The organism is Pseudomonas sp. FP215 (assembly GCF_030687795.1).
Lineage (GTDB): Bacteria > Pseudomonadota > Gammaproteobacteria > Pseudomonadales > Pseudomonadaceae > Aquipseudomonas > Aquipseudomonas salmasensis.
Map to the genome: position 1 here is coordinate 571,722 of NZ_CP117447.1, position 16,708 is coordinate 588,429.

The following is a 16,708-nucleotide window of genomic DNA, read 5'->3' on the forward strand; positions in this document are numbered from 1 at the left end:
TGTGAACGCAGTCAAAATGTGGGAGCGGGCTTGCCCGCGATGGCGCCCGTCCAGGCGCTGCATTCAGAACTGGTACTGCGCCCCAGCCCCCGCATACCACGAGCGCCCCGGCGCGGCTTCGTAATAGCGGCCATTGCCGTCGCCCACAATTACCGACCCTACGTACTGACGGTCCAGCAGGTTATCCAGGCGCAAGGTCTGGTGAAAGGTCCAGTGCTCGACCTTCTGCTCAAACCGTGCGCGCCAGTTGAAGACGCTGTAGGCCGGTGCGGCGTGTTGCTGGTTGGTGTCTTCCACGTAGACCTTGCTGCGGTACAGGCCTTCGATGGCCGTGCTGACCCAGTCCCGTGGTTTCCAGTTCAGTTCGGCGAACAGGGTGGTTTGTGGCACGCCGGGGAGGTAGTTGCCTTTGTCGATGGTGTTGGCGCCGCTGGCAAAATCGCTGTCGTAGGTGGCGTGCAGGCGGGTGTAGGCGAGGCTGGTGCTCCAGTGGTCGCTCAGTTGGCTTTCAACACCTAGTTCGAAGCCGCGGCGCAATGTGCGACCGGCGTTCTGGTAGCTGGTACGGCCACCGATGGATTGCTGCACCACCAGTTCGTCCTCGGTGGTGATCTGGAAAACGGCGGCGTTGATCCGTGTATTGTTCAGTTGCGCTTTCACACCCATTTCATATTGCGTACTTTCAGACGGCTTCAAGCCGAAGTTGAAGCCCTCGGCGTTGCCCGGTGCATAGGCCAGCTCGGCCTGGGTCGGGGTTTCAAAGCCTTTGCCTGCGCTGATGTAGCCATGCAGGTCGGGGGTGAACGCATACATCACGCTCATCGATGGCGTGTTCTTCTGGTAGGTCTTGTTGCCGCTGGCGTCGCCATTGCTGAGGAACTGATCGTCAACGTCCATCTGCATCGTGCTGTGGCGCACGCCGGCTTGCAGGGTCCAGCGGTCGAGGGCCCAGTTGGCTTGGATATACGGGTCGAGGCTGCGAGCCGTGTCGATTTCGTCGCGGCGTAGTTGGCCTTTCACGCCGAGGGTGTTGCCGCTGTAGTTCTGATAACCATGGCGGCTGTCTTCGCTTTGATCGAAGTCCAGGCCGGTAATGATCATCAGCTCGCCAGGCGCGCTTTCGATGGGCTGCATCCAGCGTACGCTGCCGCCGTAGAACTTACGGTCAAATTGCACCACGCCACCGCCGCGTTCGTTGGCGGGCGTGCCCTTGGGGATCGACAGGTACTGAATCACACTACGGCGCCCGGTATAGGCATTGACCTGCAAGGTCGCGCCACCGAAGTACCGCTCGTAATTCATCCCCAATTGCTGATGATCGATACTTTTGCGCGTGTTGTAGTTCAGCGCATTGGCGCTTACCGAACGCGGGTCGGCCTTGTACGCCGCCCAGGTCTGCCCCAGTGGATCTTGCGTGCCGTTCTGCTCCAGGCTGCTGTAGATCAAGGCCAGCTTACTGTCGTCATCCGGCTGGAAATTGAGCTTGGCGAAAGTCTGGTCGCGGCGCGCGCTGCTGTGGTCGCGGTAGCCGTTGGTGTCCATGCGCGAGGCGTCGAGCACAAACCCGGCGCCATTCGCCGCGCCCTCGGCGCTCAGGTGGTTTTTGTTCAGCCCGTCGCTGCCCACCAGGGTTTCGGCGCCGATACGCGGCGGGCCTTCGCCGTCGCGGGAGAACATCTGGATCACGCCGCCGGCGTTGCTGCCATACAGCGTCGCCGCCGGACCGCGTAGCACTTCGATGCGCTCGGCGGTGTCGAGGTTGAAGGTGGCGGCCTGGCCCTGGCCATCCGGGGTACTGGCGGGGATGCCGTCGGCGATCAGCTTGATGCCGCGCACGCCAAATGCCGAGCGGGCGCCGAAGCCGCGGGAAGAAATCTGCAGGTCCTGCGCATAGTTCTGGCGGTTCTGCACCACCAGGCCGGGTACGCGGGACAGGGCTTCGGAGGCGTTAATGCCCAGCTGGCCGTCACTGATCTGCTCGCGGCTGATGCCGTCCACGGAATAGGGCAAATCGAACGTTGGGCTAGCGCTGCGCGAACCGCTGACGACGGTGGGGGCGAGGGTCAGTGGCGAATCATCGCCCTGCACGGTGCTGCTCAAGGCCAGCAGGCCAGGCAGCAAGAGGGAAAAACGAGCGTGCATTTTTTTCATGAGGCAGCCAGAGTCTTGGGCACGCATAGCGAAGGCGCGCAAAAAGTGCGCAAGTTTAAACAGTCAGGCAGGTTTTACCATTTCGGATTTTTCCTACGCAATGCAGCGGCGTCTCTCGGGTGAATGAGCCAATCTCTCGGTGCTAGCGTGGCTGATCGTTTGCGAGGCTAGGATATGACAAGAAAAATAATGGCTGCACTGGGTGTAAGTGTCGCTGTGCTGTTATTAAGCGGCTGTGGAACTGTTAATAGCGTCATGCGCAAAGAGGGCGACACGGCGCGTGAGCTCAGGCTCGCAAAAACCTATTGCCAATCCATTCCCCGCGCTTACAGCGGCGTGGCCTTTGATTTCTGCATGCTGCACGCGGCCCCGGACCCCACCGGGTTCCTCATACCCTTCGTGCTCGTAGATATTGCGGTGTCCGCGGTTGCCGATACGGTGGTTTTGCCCTATACGATTTATCGACAATCGGCCGACGGTAATATCAGCATCTATTGGCGTCCGGGCCGTTCATAAGCCTATGGGTATAAAAGCACCTGCCCAGCTCATCTACTGGGCGAAAGGAGTTGTCCGTGAGTCGTGGTTTCAAAATCCTGCTGGTTTCAACCTTGTTATTGGCCTCCGGCTGCGGAACGATCAATACCGTCTTTCGTCCGGATGCCGTGGCCAGCCAGAACCTCAAGGAGTCACGCAGCCACTGCGAAAACGTGCCGCGTATCTACAGTGGGGTGATTTACGGCTTTTGTACCCTCAATGGCGAGCCTGCACCGGACAAAAGCCTGAAGGACCAAAGCCTGCTGGATCGCCAAGGCAATGCCTTCCCGATCATCGCAATTGAATTTGTCGCCTCTGGTGTCATGGACACCCTGATGCTGCCTTATACGATCTACCGCCAGAACAAGGACGGCAGCATCGAGATCTTCCGCTAGCCCCTCTCGGCGCTTGCCGCTAACAGCTTCCCACTGCTTTTAAGCTATAATCCCGCCCTTTAGCTGTTTCCCGCCCGCGCGGGAAGCACACTTTTTTCAGGCGCGATGCGCCTGCATGCAGACTAAAAGAGGCTAGACCCCAGTGGCATTGACGATTCTTGGCCTGTCCGGCGCCCTTAGCCATGATCCTTCCGCAGCCCTGTATATCGACGGCAAGCTGATTGCGGCCGCCGAAGAAGAGCGCTTCGTACGCGACAAACATGCAAAGAACCGCATGCCCTACGAGTCGGCGAAGTTCTGCCTGGAGCAGGCCGGCATCAAGCCTTCGGACGTTGACGTGGTGGCGATCCCGTTTGCCCCGATCAGCCTGTTCGGCGAGGCGCGCTGGCACTACGCCAAGCGTTACTGGTACGCCCCGGACCGCGCCCTCGACGCGATCCTGATGGGCAACCGTCGCTACAAGCGCTATCGCAACAAGATCGTCTGGTGCCTGGAGCAACTGGGCTTCGATCCGAAGAAAATCAAGATCGAACCGGTTGAACACCACCTGGCTCACGCCTCCAGCGCCTACCACTGCTCGGGCTTCCAGGAAAAAACCGCGATTCTGGGCATTGACGGCAAGGGCGAGTACGCCACCACCTTCTTCGGCTACGGCGAAAACGGCAAGATCCACAAGATCAAAGAATTCTACGATCCGGACTCCCTCGGCGGCCTGTACGGTGCTATCACCGAGTTCCTCGGTTTCGAGATGCTCGACGGTGAGTTCAAGGTCATGGGCATGGCGCCGTACGGCGATGCCAGCAAATATGACTTCTCGCGCCTGGCCTCCTTTGAGAACGGCGAGTTGGTGATCAACACCGACTACGCCAACGTCATCGGCCTGCGCCGCTACAAAGAGAAGGGCAAAGGTTTCTACTTCTCGCCAAAACTGATCGAGTGGCTGGGGCCGAAACGCGAAGGCGACATCGCCGACGAGCCGTACATCCACTACGCGGCCAGCATGCAGGCGCTGTTCGAAAAACTGGCCTTGCAGATGATCGACCATTACCTGGGCGACATCCTCAAGGACACCGGCAAGCTGGCCTTCGCCGGCGGCTGTGCGTTGAACGTCAAGCTGAACCAGAAAATCATTGCCCGTGACGACGTCAAAGAGCTGTTCGTGCAACCGGCCTCCGGCGATGCCGGTACCGCTGTTGGCGCGGCTGCCTATGTGTCCCACGCCCGTGGCGTACCGGTCGAGAAGATGGAGCACGTTTACCTCGGCCCGTCCTACAGCAACGAAGACGTGATTGCCGCGTGCGCCAAGCACGAGAGCAAGCCGAACTGGCGCAAGATCGAGAACATGCCTAAGCGCATTGCCAAGATCATGGTTGACGGCAACCCGGTGGCCTGGTTCCAGGGCCGCATGGAGTTTGGCCCGCGTGCGTTGGGCGGTCGTTCGATCATTGGTTGCCCAAGTGCGACCGGCGTTGCAGATCGCATCAACCACCAGATCAAGTTCCGCGAGCGCTGGAGGCCTTTCTGCCCGTCGATGCTCGACACCGTGGCCCCGCAGATGATCAAGGTCGATCACCCGGCGCCGTTCATGACCTTCACCTTTGAAGTCGCCGAAGAATGGAAGACTCGCGTACCGGAAGTGGTGCACGAAGACGGTACTTCCCGGGCCCAGGTGCTCAAGCGCGAATACAACCCGCGCTACTACGACATGATGAAAGAGCTGGAAGTGCTGACCGGCAACGGCGTGTCCCTGAACACCTCGCTCAACCGTCGTGGCGAAGCGATGATCTGCTCGCCGACCGACGCGCTGAACATGTTCTTCGGTTCGGACCTGCAGTACCTGATCATGGAAGACATCCTCGTGGTCAAGGACGGCGTAGACCCTTATGACGCCGTGGTTTAAATGCTGAACCGCTTCCAGGGCTGGCGTGAACGTGGCTGGGCGCCTGTCGAGGCCGAGGTTTACGCCCAGGCCTGGCAGCGTTACGGCGGCAGCGTGGCGACCCATCCCCAGGTGATCGAACGCCTGGCCGGCCTGGCGCAGATACCCGTGCGTTACCTGGGCTGGGAGCAAGGTGGTGAACTCAAGGGGGCGATAGCCACCTGGGGGCGCGACCTGGCGCTGTCCAAGGACGTACTCAAGCGCAGCGGCAAGAAAGGCCTGTTTGACTTGGGCAACGCCGAGATCATCCTGCCGATTGCTGCCGATGCGCAGGTGCCGTTGCGGCATCGTGCGCGCTACCTCTCGGCACTCAATGAAGGGCGCATCAGCACCCTCAAGCCCCAGGCCGAGCAGTTGGCCATGGCGCGCACGCCCGAAGACCTGTCGAAGAAGTTTCGCTACAACCAGCGGCGTGAACTGCGCCTGTTGGAAGAGGCGGGCGGCGTGGTACGGGCGGTCAGTGAGTTCTCGAGCGTAGAACTGGCGGCGATTTATTGCGATCTGTTCCAGCGCCGTTGGGGCTTCCCGGCGGCGGGCGCGGCGCGCCTGGCCGAGGTGCTGGAGCTGCTCAAGGAGTTTTTGTTCGGCTCGGTGCTGTTTCTGAACGACGCGCCGATTGCAGTGCAATTGGTGTATCAGGTGCAGTCCAATGAGTGGTTCAGCGCCGAGTATGTCAACGGCGGCGTAGACCCTGAAACCCGTGCGTTCAGCCCTGGCAGCGTGCTGAGTTTTCTCAATACCCAAAGTGCCTGGGAACAGGCGCGGGCGGCGAACAAGTCGCTGCGCTTCTCCTTCGGGCGTTCCGACCGCGAATACAAAGAGCGCTGGTGCAACCCGGTGCCGGTGTTCAGTGTATGAGCCGTAAACAGCAACTGCTCAAGCGTCATCGGCGTAACAAGCGTATTGCGCTGTTGATCGGCGTGCTGGTGCTGGTCGCGACCGGCGTACTGGCAACCTGGTGGTTGCCGCTGATCCTTGCGGTGCTGCTGTGGGCCGCCCATGAGGCCTGGTTTGCCGATCACCTGTTTTACTCGCCCAAAGACAGCTATGAGTACGCGTTCCCGGCCGGCAGCGAACAGCCCGGCTTGCGCCTGGAGGCGGGCCGGCTGCTGCTGGATGCGCCGTTGGCGGCGGATGAAACCCTGATCGTCGGCGTTGAGTTGAAAAGTACCTGGCTGGGGCGTTTCTTCGACCCCGCAGTAGATCTGTTGGGCCTGGAAACTCCGGACCGGCAAGCCTTCGAGCGCGGCGTCGCCGGGCGGCGTTATCTGAACCTGACCGGCACCGCCGAAGCCTTGGTGGCGGGCAACCTCAACTTGCGCGGGCGTTTTTGCCGGATCAAGGGCCAGCCGACGCTGTGGCGCTTTCGCCAGCCGGACTATCGCCAGCAACGTGTGATGGTGATCGCGCCCCATGCCGACGATGCCGAACTGGCTGCGTTCAGCCTTTACAGCCAGGCGACTGAAAGTTGGATCGTCACGCTGACGGCCGGTGAAATCGAGGCCGAGCATTATCAGCATATGGGCCTGCCCAAGGCTGAAGCTGCACGCCTCAAGGGCCGTTTGCGCGCCTGGGACAGCGTCGCCGTGCCGCGCTGGGCGGGCGTACCCGAGGCGCAATGCGTGCAGTTGGGCTACTTCTGCATGCAGTTGCAAGCCATGCAAGCCGCGCCGGATCAGCCGCAAGCCTCCCGCGAAGCGGATTTGGCCGATACGCGGCTGTTTCGCCAGTTCAATGGTTTTGCCCTGCCTGGCGATGCTGATGGCGCGCCGACCTGGCACAACCTGATCGCCGACCTGCGGGCGCTGCTGCTCAAGGCGCGGCCCCAGGTGATCGTGTTGCCCACGCCGTTGCTGGATCCCCACGCCGACCATATCTGCGCCCACGCGGCAGTGCTGGAAGCCTTGCAGGGGCTGGAGTGGCAGCCCGACACATTGCTCGGCTACGCCAATCACCTGCATGATAACGACCGTTGGCCCATGGGCGATTCCGGCGCTGGCGTGGCGTTGCCGCCGCGTTTCGATAGCGCTGTGGCGCTGGTGCCGTGCAGTTTCGCCCTCGCCTTGAGCCAGCAGCAGGACAAGGCCATGGCCCTGGGCATGATGCACGACCTGCAGCCGCCAGCGCCGTTCAAGCGTCGAGTGCGTAGGTGGTTGCAGCAACTGCTGGCGGGCCGTAGGCCGTCGCCCTATGGCGAGAACGAATTCTTTCGCAAGGCCGTGCGCCGTCACGAGCTGTTGTGGGTCCTGAAGCAGGACTGAGAGCCGATTGAAGGCAGGCCGGTATGCGCCTGTCGCCCTTTTTACCGGGCTGCGTGCCCGTAGCCAGATCGCTGCATGGAGAGTTATGAAGCCTCGTTTCAAGGTTTTGCAGTTACAGCCGGACTACAACGTCAAGACCCATGACTTCGCGGACTTGGGTGAGCAAATCGTCAAATCCCTGCCGGCTGAGCGCTTTGAGGTGACCTCCGGATTTCTCAGCGGGCGCCCGCTGCCCGGTCAGCCCCTGAGCGTGGCCGAACACTCGCATTATTTCGAGCTGCCGGAGAAGTCCCTCAAGGGGATTCGCTTTGGCGCCATGTGGCAGATCTACAAGTACTGCCGCGAGCAGAAGTTCGACGTGGTCATCTGTAACCGCTTCAAGTCGGTGAACATGATGCTGTCGCTCAACCGCTGGTTGAAGATCTCGCTGTGCATCGGCATCTCCCACGGCTTTGGCGAGTACGCCCGTGGTTACCGTCGGCGTCAGACCCAGCGCTGGGTCAGCCCGGCGTGGCGCTTTGTCGGTGTGTCCGAAGCGGTCAAGGACTACCTGGTAGATCTCAATTGCGGCTTCACCCGTGAGAACACTACCTACGTCACCAACGCGATCGATATTCCCCAGGCAGAGGCTTTGCAACTGTCCCGCGAGGATGCGCGCAAGGCCCTGGGCCTGCCCATGGATGCACGGATGATCGGCGCACTGGGGCGCCTTGTGCCGATCAAAGGCCATACCCATCTGCTGCAAGCCTTCGCCACGCTCAAGGACAAATACCCTGAGGCGCAGGTGGGCATCATTGGTTCCGGCCGTGCCGAAGCCGACCTGCGTGCCGACATCGAGCGCCTGGGCCTGACCGGCCGTGCGCACTTGCTGGGTTTTCGCGAAGACGGCATGAAGTACGTGCGCGGCTTCGATATCTGGACCATGCCATCGCTGTTCGAAGGCCTGGGCCTGGCCCTGCTGGAAGGCATGAGCGGCCATCTGCCGGTGATTGCCTCCAACGGCCCGGCGATGCTGCCGCTGGTGCAGGGCGCGGGCGGCTTGTCCCACGACCCGGGCAACGTCGAACAACTGGCTGCAGCCCTGGACACTTACCTGGCGCTGAGCGATGAACAATTACGTGCCAAGGGTGAAGAGGTGTTCCGCTATCTGGAGGCCAACCACACCCTCGACGAGTTCAAGCACAAGTACCTGACCCTGATTGAAACCGGTTTGCGTGAAGTAGGTAGAGCATGAATCAGCCACAACCCCTGGTCTCGGTGATCATCGCCTCCTACAACCATGGCCAGTACATCGAGCAAAGCATTCTTAGCGTGCTGGGGCAGACCTACCCCAATATCGAGCTGTTGGTGGTCGACGACGGCTCCAAGGATGACAGCGTCGAACGCATCCGGCGCTTGCAGGCCGAGCACGGCTTTGATTTCCAGGTGCAGCAGAACCAAGGGCTCAGCGCCACCTTGAACGGTGCGATTGCTCGCGCCAAGGGCAGCCTGATCGCACCGTTCGGCTCGGATGACATCATGTTGCCGGACCGTCTCGCCACTCAGGTAGCGTATATGGACGGCAAGCCGAAGGTGGGCATGTGTGCCGGCAATATCGAGCTGATCGACGGGGACGGCAACCTGCACCCGGAGAAGAAACAGCGTCGCGACGTGCCGTTTCGCCGTCTGGACTTCGACGACCTGTTCCTGGACCGCAAGCCGTTCCCGCCGGCGCCGACCATGCTGATTCGTCGGGAAGTGCTGGAGGAGGTCGGTGGTTTCGATCCGCAGATTCCTCTGGAAGACCTGCTGATCCAACTGAAGATTACCGCGGCGGGCTACACTATCGACGCCCTTGACGTGGTGATGGCCAAGTATCGCCAGCACGCCAGCAACACGTACAAGAACCACCGCTACATGATCCAGAACATCCTCAAGACCTATGCCAAGTTCAGCGAGCACCCGGCCTATGACGCGGTTCGCTACAACTTCCTGAACTCGATGTTCCTCAAGACCGCTGACCGCGACCGCCCGTTGGCGCGGGAGATTCTCAAGCAGATCCCGTTGAAGTTCTGGGGGCGCAAGACCTTGCGTGGGCTGGTGCGGTTGTATCTGGCACCGCTCAAAAACTGAACTGACGCCGCCCCTCTGTAGGAGCGAGCTTGCTCGCGAAGAACCTCAACGATAACGCGTGCTTCCTGAATAAACGCGGTGCCGGTGAGTTTTTCGCGAGCAAGCTCGCTCCTACAGAGGGTGTTTACAGGCTCTGGACCTGCTCGCGGATTTTCGCAGTGGCGGCTGGGCTTGCCACCGAGGCGTAGCCTTTGACCAGTTGTTCGAAATGCGTTTCGAACAGCCAGTTGCGGTCCTGGGGATAACGCTGCATGTGGCGCAGGTTACGTTGGCGCAGGGCGTGACGCAGCGAAGACGGGTAGATGCGCAGGTCAGCCACGTCGATCAGGGCGAATTCACCATCGTCCATCAACAACACGTTACCCAGGTGCAGCGAACGGAAGTACACGCCGCGCTCGTGCAGTTGCGCCATGAACCGGCCAAAGCGCTCAACCAGTGATTCACGCAGGCTGCTGTCCAGGCTTTGCAGCGCTTGGCGCAACGTCAGGCCGGGCAACGGCGTATAGCGCACTGCGCTGCTGGCGTCGCTCAGGCGGTAGAGCCCGAGGATGTGCGGCGTAGGAATGCCCAGGGTGCGCAATTGCTCGCTGTTGCTGGCAAAGCGCTCGGAGTACGGGTTGAAGCTGCCGGAGGTGTACCAGCGGCGTGGGCGGAACAGCTTGAGGAAGCTGCCGTCCTCCAGGCGCAGGACTTTGGGCCCCAGGCCATCGGCTTCAATCACATGGGCGTTGCTGCACAGCTGTTCAAGCGCCGCGGGCTTGAGGTTCTGCACCGGCATGCGCAGCAGGCTGCGATGGCGCTGGGCGAGGCTCAGGCCGGTGATAATTGCCAGGGGGATCCACAGCAGGAACCAATGCTCCTTGGGCCGTGACAGGATGCCGCCGCCTTCGGTCAGGCCCGCACCGATGCCATAGGCCAGCAGGGACGATGCCAGGATGAACAGCGGCTGGGCGCGCTCCTTCAAACCTTTGTATAGGCCCCAGCCGAGCATGAAGGCCCAGGGGATAAAACCAATGATGCCGACGTAATAGAGCACGCCGAGGGCAAAGCTGTGGGGCTCGCGCAGTTGATAACCTTCCGCTAGGGTCAGGTAAAGCTCGGAATCGTAGCTATGTCCGATCCAGGGATGCTCGGCGATAAGCTGCAGTGAAATACTCCACAGCTCGAGACGGAATGAGGTGCCTCGCTCGGTGATTAACTCAGGGTAAAACAGGAGTAGTGCGACTGCGCCTAGGATCATTCCACTGATCAGCAATGCCGAACGACGATTTCGGCTTACAAAGCTCATCCAAAGTATGGCCAGCGTCAGCGCCACCAGTGGCGTGCGTGAGCCGGTCGCCAGTACGGCCATGGTCATGATCGTCAGGGCCGGTACGCTGAACCACAACACCTTCATGCGTTGGGTGGTCATGCAGACGTACAGCCAGTACACGGTGAAGAACCCAAAAAGATGCGAGCTCAACAGCGGGTTATCAAGCGCGCCCAGGCCGCCGATCATGCGCAAACCGGGCGAATAGCCCTTGGCGAACGCCACCAGATTACCCAGGCTCACCACCAGCGCAATCACCGCAGCGCTGAAGAAGATTGGCTTGAACAATTCGTTACGGTAATGCAGCAGCAGACCGCAGCCACCAAACAGCATGAAGGTATTCAGCGGTCGCTTGAACAGGTCGGTATCGGAACTGGGTTCAGGGCTCCAGAGCAGGCTGGTCAACGCCCAGGCGGAGAACGCCAGAAATGCGATCGCCAGGGGCTCGCGCAGCAGGTCCTTGAACTCCCGGGGGCGCATGCACAACAGAAACAAGGTCGGTACGCTGAACAGGATGTAGACAATGCGGTGCAGTACATTGCGATTGCCGACAAAGAACAGTGCACTCAGGAGCAGCAACAAGCCAACAGGCAAAATCCATAGGACCAGGAAGTCGAAAACGCGATTTGAGCCATAGGTAAGGCGCTTGGAGTGCATACAGTAAAGCCATTCCAGAAAGAGAAAGCCGACCATCTTAAGCTAGTGGCTAAGTAATGTCGCCGGTAGGATCCAACCGGGCCGCGGCTTACGCCGGGTGCAAGTACAACAGAGAAGCTGTGCTAAAGTCAGCCTCCTTTTTCAAAACGCCGCGTGATATGACCGACTCCAGTCCGAGCGCAAGCCCTTCGAGCTTGAAAATATACTTCCGCCTGCTCAGTTACGTTAAGCCCTATATGGGCTTGTTCGCGTTGAGTATCCTTGGATTTCTGATTTTCGCGTCGACCCAACCGATGCTGGGTTACATCCTCAAGTACTTTGTCGATGGTCTCTCCAATCCGGAAGCTGTGCTGTTCCCGACCGTGCCCTTTTTGCGCGACCTGCAATTGCTGCAGGCGGTGCCGTTGCTGATCATCCTGATCGCGGCCTGGCAAGGCCTGGGCTCGTTCCTGGGCAACTACCTGTTGGCCAAGGTCTCCCTGGGGCTGGTCCACGATTTGCGGGTGCAGCTGTTCAACAACCTGCTGACGCTGCCCAACCGCTACTTCGATAACCACAACTCCGGGCATCTGATTTCCCGCATCACCTTCAACGTGACCATGGTCACGGGTGCCGCGACCGATGCCATCAAGGTGGTGATTCGCGAAGGCATGACGGTGATTTTCCTGTTCGCCTCCTTGCTGTTCATGAACTGGCGCCTCACGTTGGTGATGATCGCGATCCTGCCGTTGATTGCCGTGATGGTCAGTACCGCCAGCAAGAAATTTCGCAAGCAGAGCAAGAAGATCCAGGTGGCCATGGGCGACGTGACCCACGTGGCCTCGGAGACCATCCAGGGCTACCGCGTGGTGCGCAGCTTCGGCGGCGAAGTCTATGAACAGAAGCGCTTCTTCAAGGCCAGCCAGAGCAACACCAACAAGCAACTGCGCATGACCCGCACCGGGGCGATCTACACCCCGGCGCTGCAATTGGTGATCTACTCCGCCATGGCCGTACTGATGTTCCTGGTGCTGTACCTGCGTGGCGACGCCTCGGCGGGTGACATGGTGGCCTACATCACCCTGGCGGGCTTGTTGCCCAAGCCGATCCGCCAGCTCTCGGAGGTCAGCTCGACCATCCAGAAAGGTGTGGCGGGCGCCGAAAGCATCTTCGAACAGCTGGACGAAGACGTTGAGGTCGACCATGGCACTCTCGAACGCGAAAAGGTCAGCGGTCGCCTGGAAGTGCGTCACCTGAACTTCACCTACCCTGGCACCGAACGCCATGTGCTCAAGGACATCAGCTTTACCGCCGAGCCTGGGCAGATGATTGCGCTGGTGGGGCGTTCGGGCAGTGGCAAGTCGACCCTGGCCAGCCTGATCCCGCGCTTTTACCACCATGAAAGCGGTGAAATCCTGCTCGATGGCATCGAGATCGAAGACTACAAGCTGCTCAACCTGCGCAAGCACATTGCTCAGGTTACCCAGCATGTCACTCTGTTCAGCGATACCGTGACCAACAACATCGCCTACGGCGACCTGGCCGGTGCGCCGCGTGCCGACGTTGAGGCGGCGGCGGCGGATGCCAATGCCAAGGACTTCATCGATCAGTTGCCCAAGGGCTTTGATACTCAGGTGGGCGAGAACGGTGTGTTGTTGTCCGGCGGCCAGCGTCAGCGCTTGGCGATTGCCCGTGCATTGCTCAAGAATGCGCCGTTGCTGATCCTCGATGAGGCCACCTCGGCTCTCGATACCGAGTCCGAGCGGCATATCCAGGCGGCACTCGATAAGGTCATGCAAGGTCGCACGACCCTAGTGATCGCGCACCGTTTGTCCACCATCGAGAAGGCGGACCTGATCTTGGTGATGGACGACGGGCGGATTGTTGAGCGTGGCACCCATGGCGAGTTGTTGGCGCAGAACGGTTACTACGCTCGCCTGCATGCCATGGGCCTGGATGCGCCGGTGCAGGCCGATATCACCTGATCCAACAGGTGTACACAATGCTGCTGTGGGGGAGGGGGCTTTCTACCTGACACCCCACGATCCAAATGTGGGAGCTGGCTTGCCTGCGATGACGGCCTGCCAGCCGCCCCATATCTACCTGACACCCCACAATCCAACTGTGGGAGCTGGCTTGCCTGCGATGGCGGCCTCCCAGACGACACTTCTCTACCTGATACCCCGCGATCCAACTGTGGGAGCTGGCTTGCCTGCGATAGCGGCCTGACAGCCGACACTTCTCTACCTGCCACCCCGCGATCCAACTGTGGGAGCGGGCTTGCTCGCGAAGGCGGCCTGGCAGGCAACACAGTTGGATGGTGTACATATCCATTCCTGCGGTAACGGCCGCTTAGGGTTCCGCTCTGACAGCGGGTCACTTTTGGAAAAGAGCCCCAAAAGTAACCAAAAGGGCTCTTGCCCCACCACTCGGCACCTCGCCTAGGCTCGGTGTGCCCGTAATCCGCCAGTGATTTGGGGGGCCGCCGCCACGCGCCATCCATGGCGCGGGGCGGCTAAACCGGCATCCCTGCCGGTTTACCCCCCAAATCCCTGTCGAATTCCGGCCAGCGTGGTTTAACGGGGCGCCTAAGATCAAAAGCAGATCAAGATCAAGAGCGGCTCGCTTCGCATCGTGGAGTGTGTGGCCGGGCGCGGACAACTGTGGGAGCTGGCTTGCCTGCGATAGCGATGGATCAGCAGTAGAAGTGCAAGCTGATCGGCCGCTATCGCAGGCAAGCCGGCTCCCACATTTTGAGCTCGGTGCTTCAGGTAGATAGGCTTCGGCTGGAAGGCCGTCACGGGAGCAAGCGCCCTCGCCACAGATCAGTTTCGCAAGCCCCTTCCATATTTGGCCTGTGTGGATTCCGCGTCGCGCCAGTCGCAAGCCATCGCAAACCCTGTGCTAATATCGCGCCCCTGTTCATTTTGTATGTGGGTTGCTCCATGAAGTTGTCCATGCCGCGATTCAATCAAGCCGCTGTCTTGGTGGTCGGCGATGTCATGCTCGACCGTTACTGGCATGGTGGTACCTCACGGATTTCCCCTGAGGCTCCGGTGCCGGTCGTTAAGGTCGAGCAAATCGAAGACCGCCCAGGTGGCGCTGCCAACGTCGCGCTCAATATTGCCGCGCTCGGCGCCCCGGCTTCCCTGGTGGGGGTGACCGGTGACGACGAAGCGGCCGAAAGTCTGGCCAACAGCCTGCAGGGCGCTGGCGTGCGTGCGTTGTTCCAGCGCATTGCCCATCAGCCGACCATCGTCAAGCTGCGGGTCATGAGCCGTCACCAGCAGTTGCTGCGTATCGATTTTGAAGAACCCTTCGCCACCGACGCCCTGGCCCTCGGCGACCAGGTCGAGGCACTGCTCGAAGGTATCAAGGTGCTGGTGTTGTCCGACTACGGCAAAGGCGCCTTGCAGAATCACCAGGTGTTGATCCAGGCCGCCAAGGCTCGCAACATTCCGGTGCTGGCCGATCCCAAGGGCAAGGACTTCTCGGTTTACCGAGGCGCCAGCCTGCTCACGCCAAACCTCAGTGAGTTCGAGACCATCGTCGGCGGGTGTGCCGATGAGCACGAGCTGGTGAGCAAGGGCGCAGCATTGATGGCCGATCTCGACCTGGGCGCCTTGCTGGTGACCCGTGGCGAGCACGGCATGACCCTGTTGCGTCCGGGCCACCCGGCCATGCACCTGCCGGCGCGTGCCCGTGAAGTGTTCGACGTGACCGGTGCCGGTGACACGGTGATCTCCACCCTGGCAGCCTCCATTGCCGCCGGTGAAGAACTGCCCCACGCCGTGGCCCTGGCCAACCTGGCGGCCGGCATTGTGGTCGGCAAGCTGGGTACCGCTGCCATCAGCGCTCCTGAGTTGCGCCGCGCCATCCAGCGTTCCGAAGGCTCGGAGCGCGGTGTGCTGGGCCTGGAGCAATTGCTGCTGGCGATTGACGATGCCCGGGCTCACAACGAAAGCATTGTGTTCACCAACGGCTGCTTTGACATCCTGCACGCCGGGCATGTGACGTACCTGGAACAGGCCAGCGCCCAAGGTGACCGCCTGATCGTTGCGGTCAACGATGACGCGTCGGTCAGCCGCTTGAAAGGCCCGGGCCGCCCGATCAACAGTGTTGACCGGCGCATGGCGGTACTCGCAGGTCTGGGCGCGGTGGACTGGGTGATCAGCTTCTCTGAAGGCACCCCGGAAAACCTGCTGGCCCAGGTCAAGCCCGACGTGCTGGTCAAGGGCGGTGACTACAGCGTCGACCAGGTGGTGGGTGCGGACATCGTCAGCGCCTACGGCGGCACGGTCAAAGTGCTGGGGCTGGTTGAAAACAGCTCGACCACGGCGATTGTCGAGAAGATCCGCAACAACGAGTGATACCCCGTGGGGCGAGCCTGCTCGCCCCTAGCTCTTCTTCGGCACGATCTTGCGCAGCATCTGCCGTGCCTTGCCGGTCAAGCGCTTGAGCTTGGAGTCTTTTTCCGGCTCTGCCAGGCCCTGCTGCCTGAGCCAATCCTTCCAGCGAATCCGCTCATCGCGCACCAGCCAGCCCTCTTGCTGGGCAAAGCTTTCCGCCAGGTACAAGCCGCGTGTGCTGGCCGGGTACAGCTGATCCTTCTTGACGGTATACAACTCTGCCAGTGGCTCGCCGTCTTTGAGCGGCATCAAGTACAGGTCCGGGCGCTGACGATCCAGGCGCGCCACCAGTTGGTCACCCTCCAAGCGCTCATCCACATGAAACAAGCTGAGGGACTTGGCTTCCTTCGGCACTTCCAGGCGCAGGTCATAAATCAATTGCAGCGAGGCGGTCGGCAGGTGCACGTAGGCCCGTGGGCGCTCGATCAGTTGCATGGTGGCGCAGCGCACCGGGCGCGCGGCGCCGGACAAAGGGCTGAGGCGAAACGGCAGGGCCTCGCGGTAATGCAGGGCAGCGGAGTAGGGCGCCGGCAGCCAGGTGTCGTTGAAGCGCCCGCCCAGCCAGCCTTCGGGGGTTTCGAGCAGGCACTCCTCGGCGATTTCCTGGATGGCGGTGTGCAACGGCAGGTTCAGTTCATGGGCCGGGACGTAGCCGGAGATCAGCTTGAGCACAACGTCGCCACGGTCCTGGCGGCGTTGGCGCACCAGCACCCAGTAGTCCTTGTTTTGCCAGTGCAGGGTCAAGCGTACCGAGACGCCGAGGTTCGCCAGTTCCAGGGCGAAGCGTTCGGCATCTGGTACCTCGACCGGCTTGCGCCGTTGCAGGGTCTGGGCGAAGTTGAGCGGCATGCCGACGCTCTGGTAGCTCAGGCCTTCGGGGGTGGCTTCGACGTGCAGCGGCAGTGTCTTGAAGTTGCTGGGGTTCTTTCTTATGAGCGTTCGCGGCATGTCGGCTCCTTCTT

At 61.0% G+C, this 16,708-nt stretch carries 12 protein-coding genes; 9 read left to right on the top strand and 3 right to left on the bottom strand.

What is annotated here, in order from left to right; all coding sequences use genetic code 11:
- Positions 1-63: 63 nt before the first annotated feature.
- Positions 64-2,151, bottom strand: coding sequence for a TonB-dependent receptor (locus PSH76_RS02455; protein ID WP_032893890.1), 2,088 nt, complete (start codon positions 2,149-2,151; stop codon positions 64-66).
- A 189-nt stretch (positions 2,152-2,340) separates the two neighbouring features.
- Here PSH76_RS02455 and PSH76_RS02460 point away from each other — a divergent pair, with 189 nt between their 5' ends.
- The 7 genes from PSH76_RS02460 (at position 2,341) to PSH76_RS02490 (ending at position 9,392) form a co-directional block, all read left to right on the top strand.
- Positions 2,341-2,667: a YceK/YidQ family lipoprotein gene (locus tag PSH76_RS02460; protein ID WP_084570981.1), complete on the top strand. Its 327-nt coding sequence runs from the start codon at positions 2,341-2,343 to the stop codon at positions 2,665-2,667.
- Positions 2,668-2,723: 56 nt separating this feature from the next.
- Entirely contained in the window at positions 2,724-3,080 is a 357-nt protein-coding gene (locus PSH76_RS02465) for a YceK/YidQ family lipoprotein (protein ID WP_032893888.1), read from the top strand.
- 142 nt (positions 3,081-3,222) lie between these two features.
- Positions 3,223-4,980 (top strand): carbamoyltransferase, encoded by a 1,758-nt coding sequence (locus PSH76_RS02470; RefSeq protein ID WP_014716634.1) that lies wholly within the window; start codon positions 3,223-3,225, stop codon positions 4,978-4,980.
- Positions 4,981-5,877, top strand: a complete 897-nt coding sequence (locus tag PSH76_RS02475) for a GNAT family N-acetyltransferase (protein WP_305493544.1) — start codon at positions 4,981-4,983, stop codon at positions 5,875-5,877.
- A complete protein-coding gene (locus PSH76_RS02480) occupies positions 5,874-7,280 on the top strand; it encodes a PIG-L family deacetylase (protein WP_305493545.1) in 1,407 nt (468 codons plus the stop codon). The genes PSH76_RS02475 and PSH76_RS02480 overlap by 4 nt, the downstream gene beginning before the upstream one ends.
- 85 nt (positions 7,281-7,365) lie before the next feature.
- Entirely contained in the window at positions 7,366-8,514 is a 1,149-nt protein-coding gene (locus tag PSH76_RS02485) for a glycosyltransferase family 4 protein (protein WP_305493546.1), read from the top strand.
- Complete coding sequence (locus PSH76_RS02490) at positions 8,511-9,392, top strand: glycosyltransferase (RefSeq protein WP_305493547.1); 882 nt, start codon at positions 8,511-8,513, stop codon at positions 9,390-9,392. The genes PSH76_RS02485 and PSH76_RS02490 overlap by 4 nt, the downstream gene beginning before the upstream one ends.
- Before the next feature lie 124 nt (positions 9,393-9,516).
- Here PSH76_RS02490 and PSH76_RS02495 read toward each other — a convergent pair whose 3' ends face one another.
- Complete coding sequence (locus PSH76_RS02495; RefSeq protein ID WP_305493548.1) at positions 9,517-11,358, bottom strand: O-antigen ligase family protein; 1,842 nt, start codon at positions 11,356-11,358, stop codon at positions 9,517-9,519.
- Between the two features lie 158 nt (positions 11,359-11,516).
- Here PSH76_RS02495 and msbA point away from each other — a divergent pair, with 158 nt between their 5' ends.
- Together msbA and hldE are read left to right on the top strand one after the other, a co-directional pair.
- Positions 11,517-13,322, top strand: a complete 1,806-nt coding sequence (msbA, locus tag PSH76_RS02500) for a lipid A export permease/ATP-binding protein MsbA (RefSeq protein ID WP_098949742.1) — start codon at positions 11,517-11,519, stop codon at positions 13,320-13,322.
- Between the two features lie 960 nt (positions 13,323-14,282).
- The gene (hldE, locus tag PSH76_RS02505; protein WP_038448616.1) at positions 14,283-15,707 is read left to right on the top strand and encodes a bifunctional D-glycero-beta-D-manno-heptose-7-phosphate kinase/D-glycero-beta-D-manno-heptose 1-phosphate adenylyltransferase HldE; all 1,425 of its coding nucleotides are present in this window, start codon (positions 14,283-14,285) and stop codon (positions 15,705-15,707) included.
- A 27-nt stretch (positions 15,708-15,734) separates the two neighbouring features.
- On the opposite strand, the gene PSH76_RS02510 is transcribed toward hldE, so the two are convergent.
- Positions 15,735-16,694, bottom strand: a complete 960-nt coding sequence (locus tag PSH76_RS02510; RefSeq protein ID WP_003188010.1) for a hypothetical protein — start codon at positions 16,692-16,694, stop codon at positions 15,735-15,737.
- Positions 16,695-16,708 lie beyond the last annotated feature (14 nt).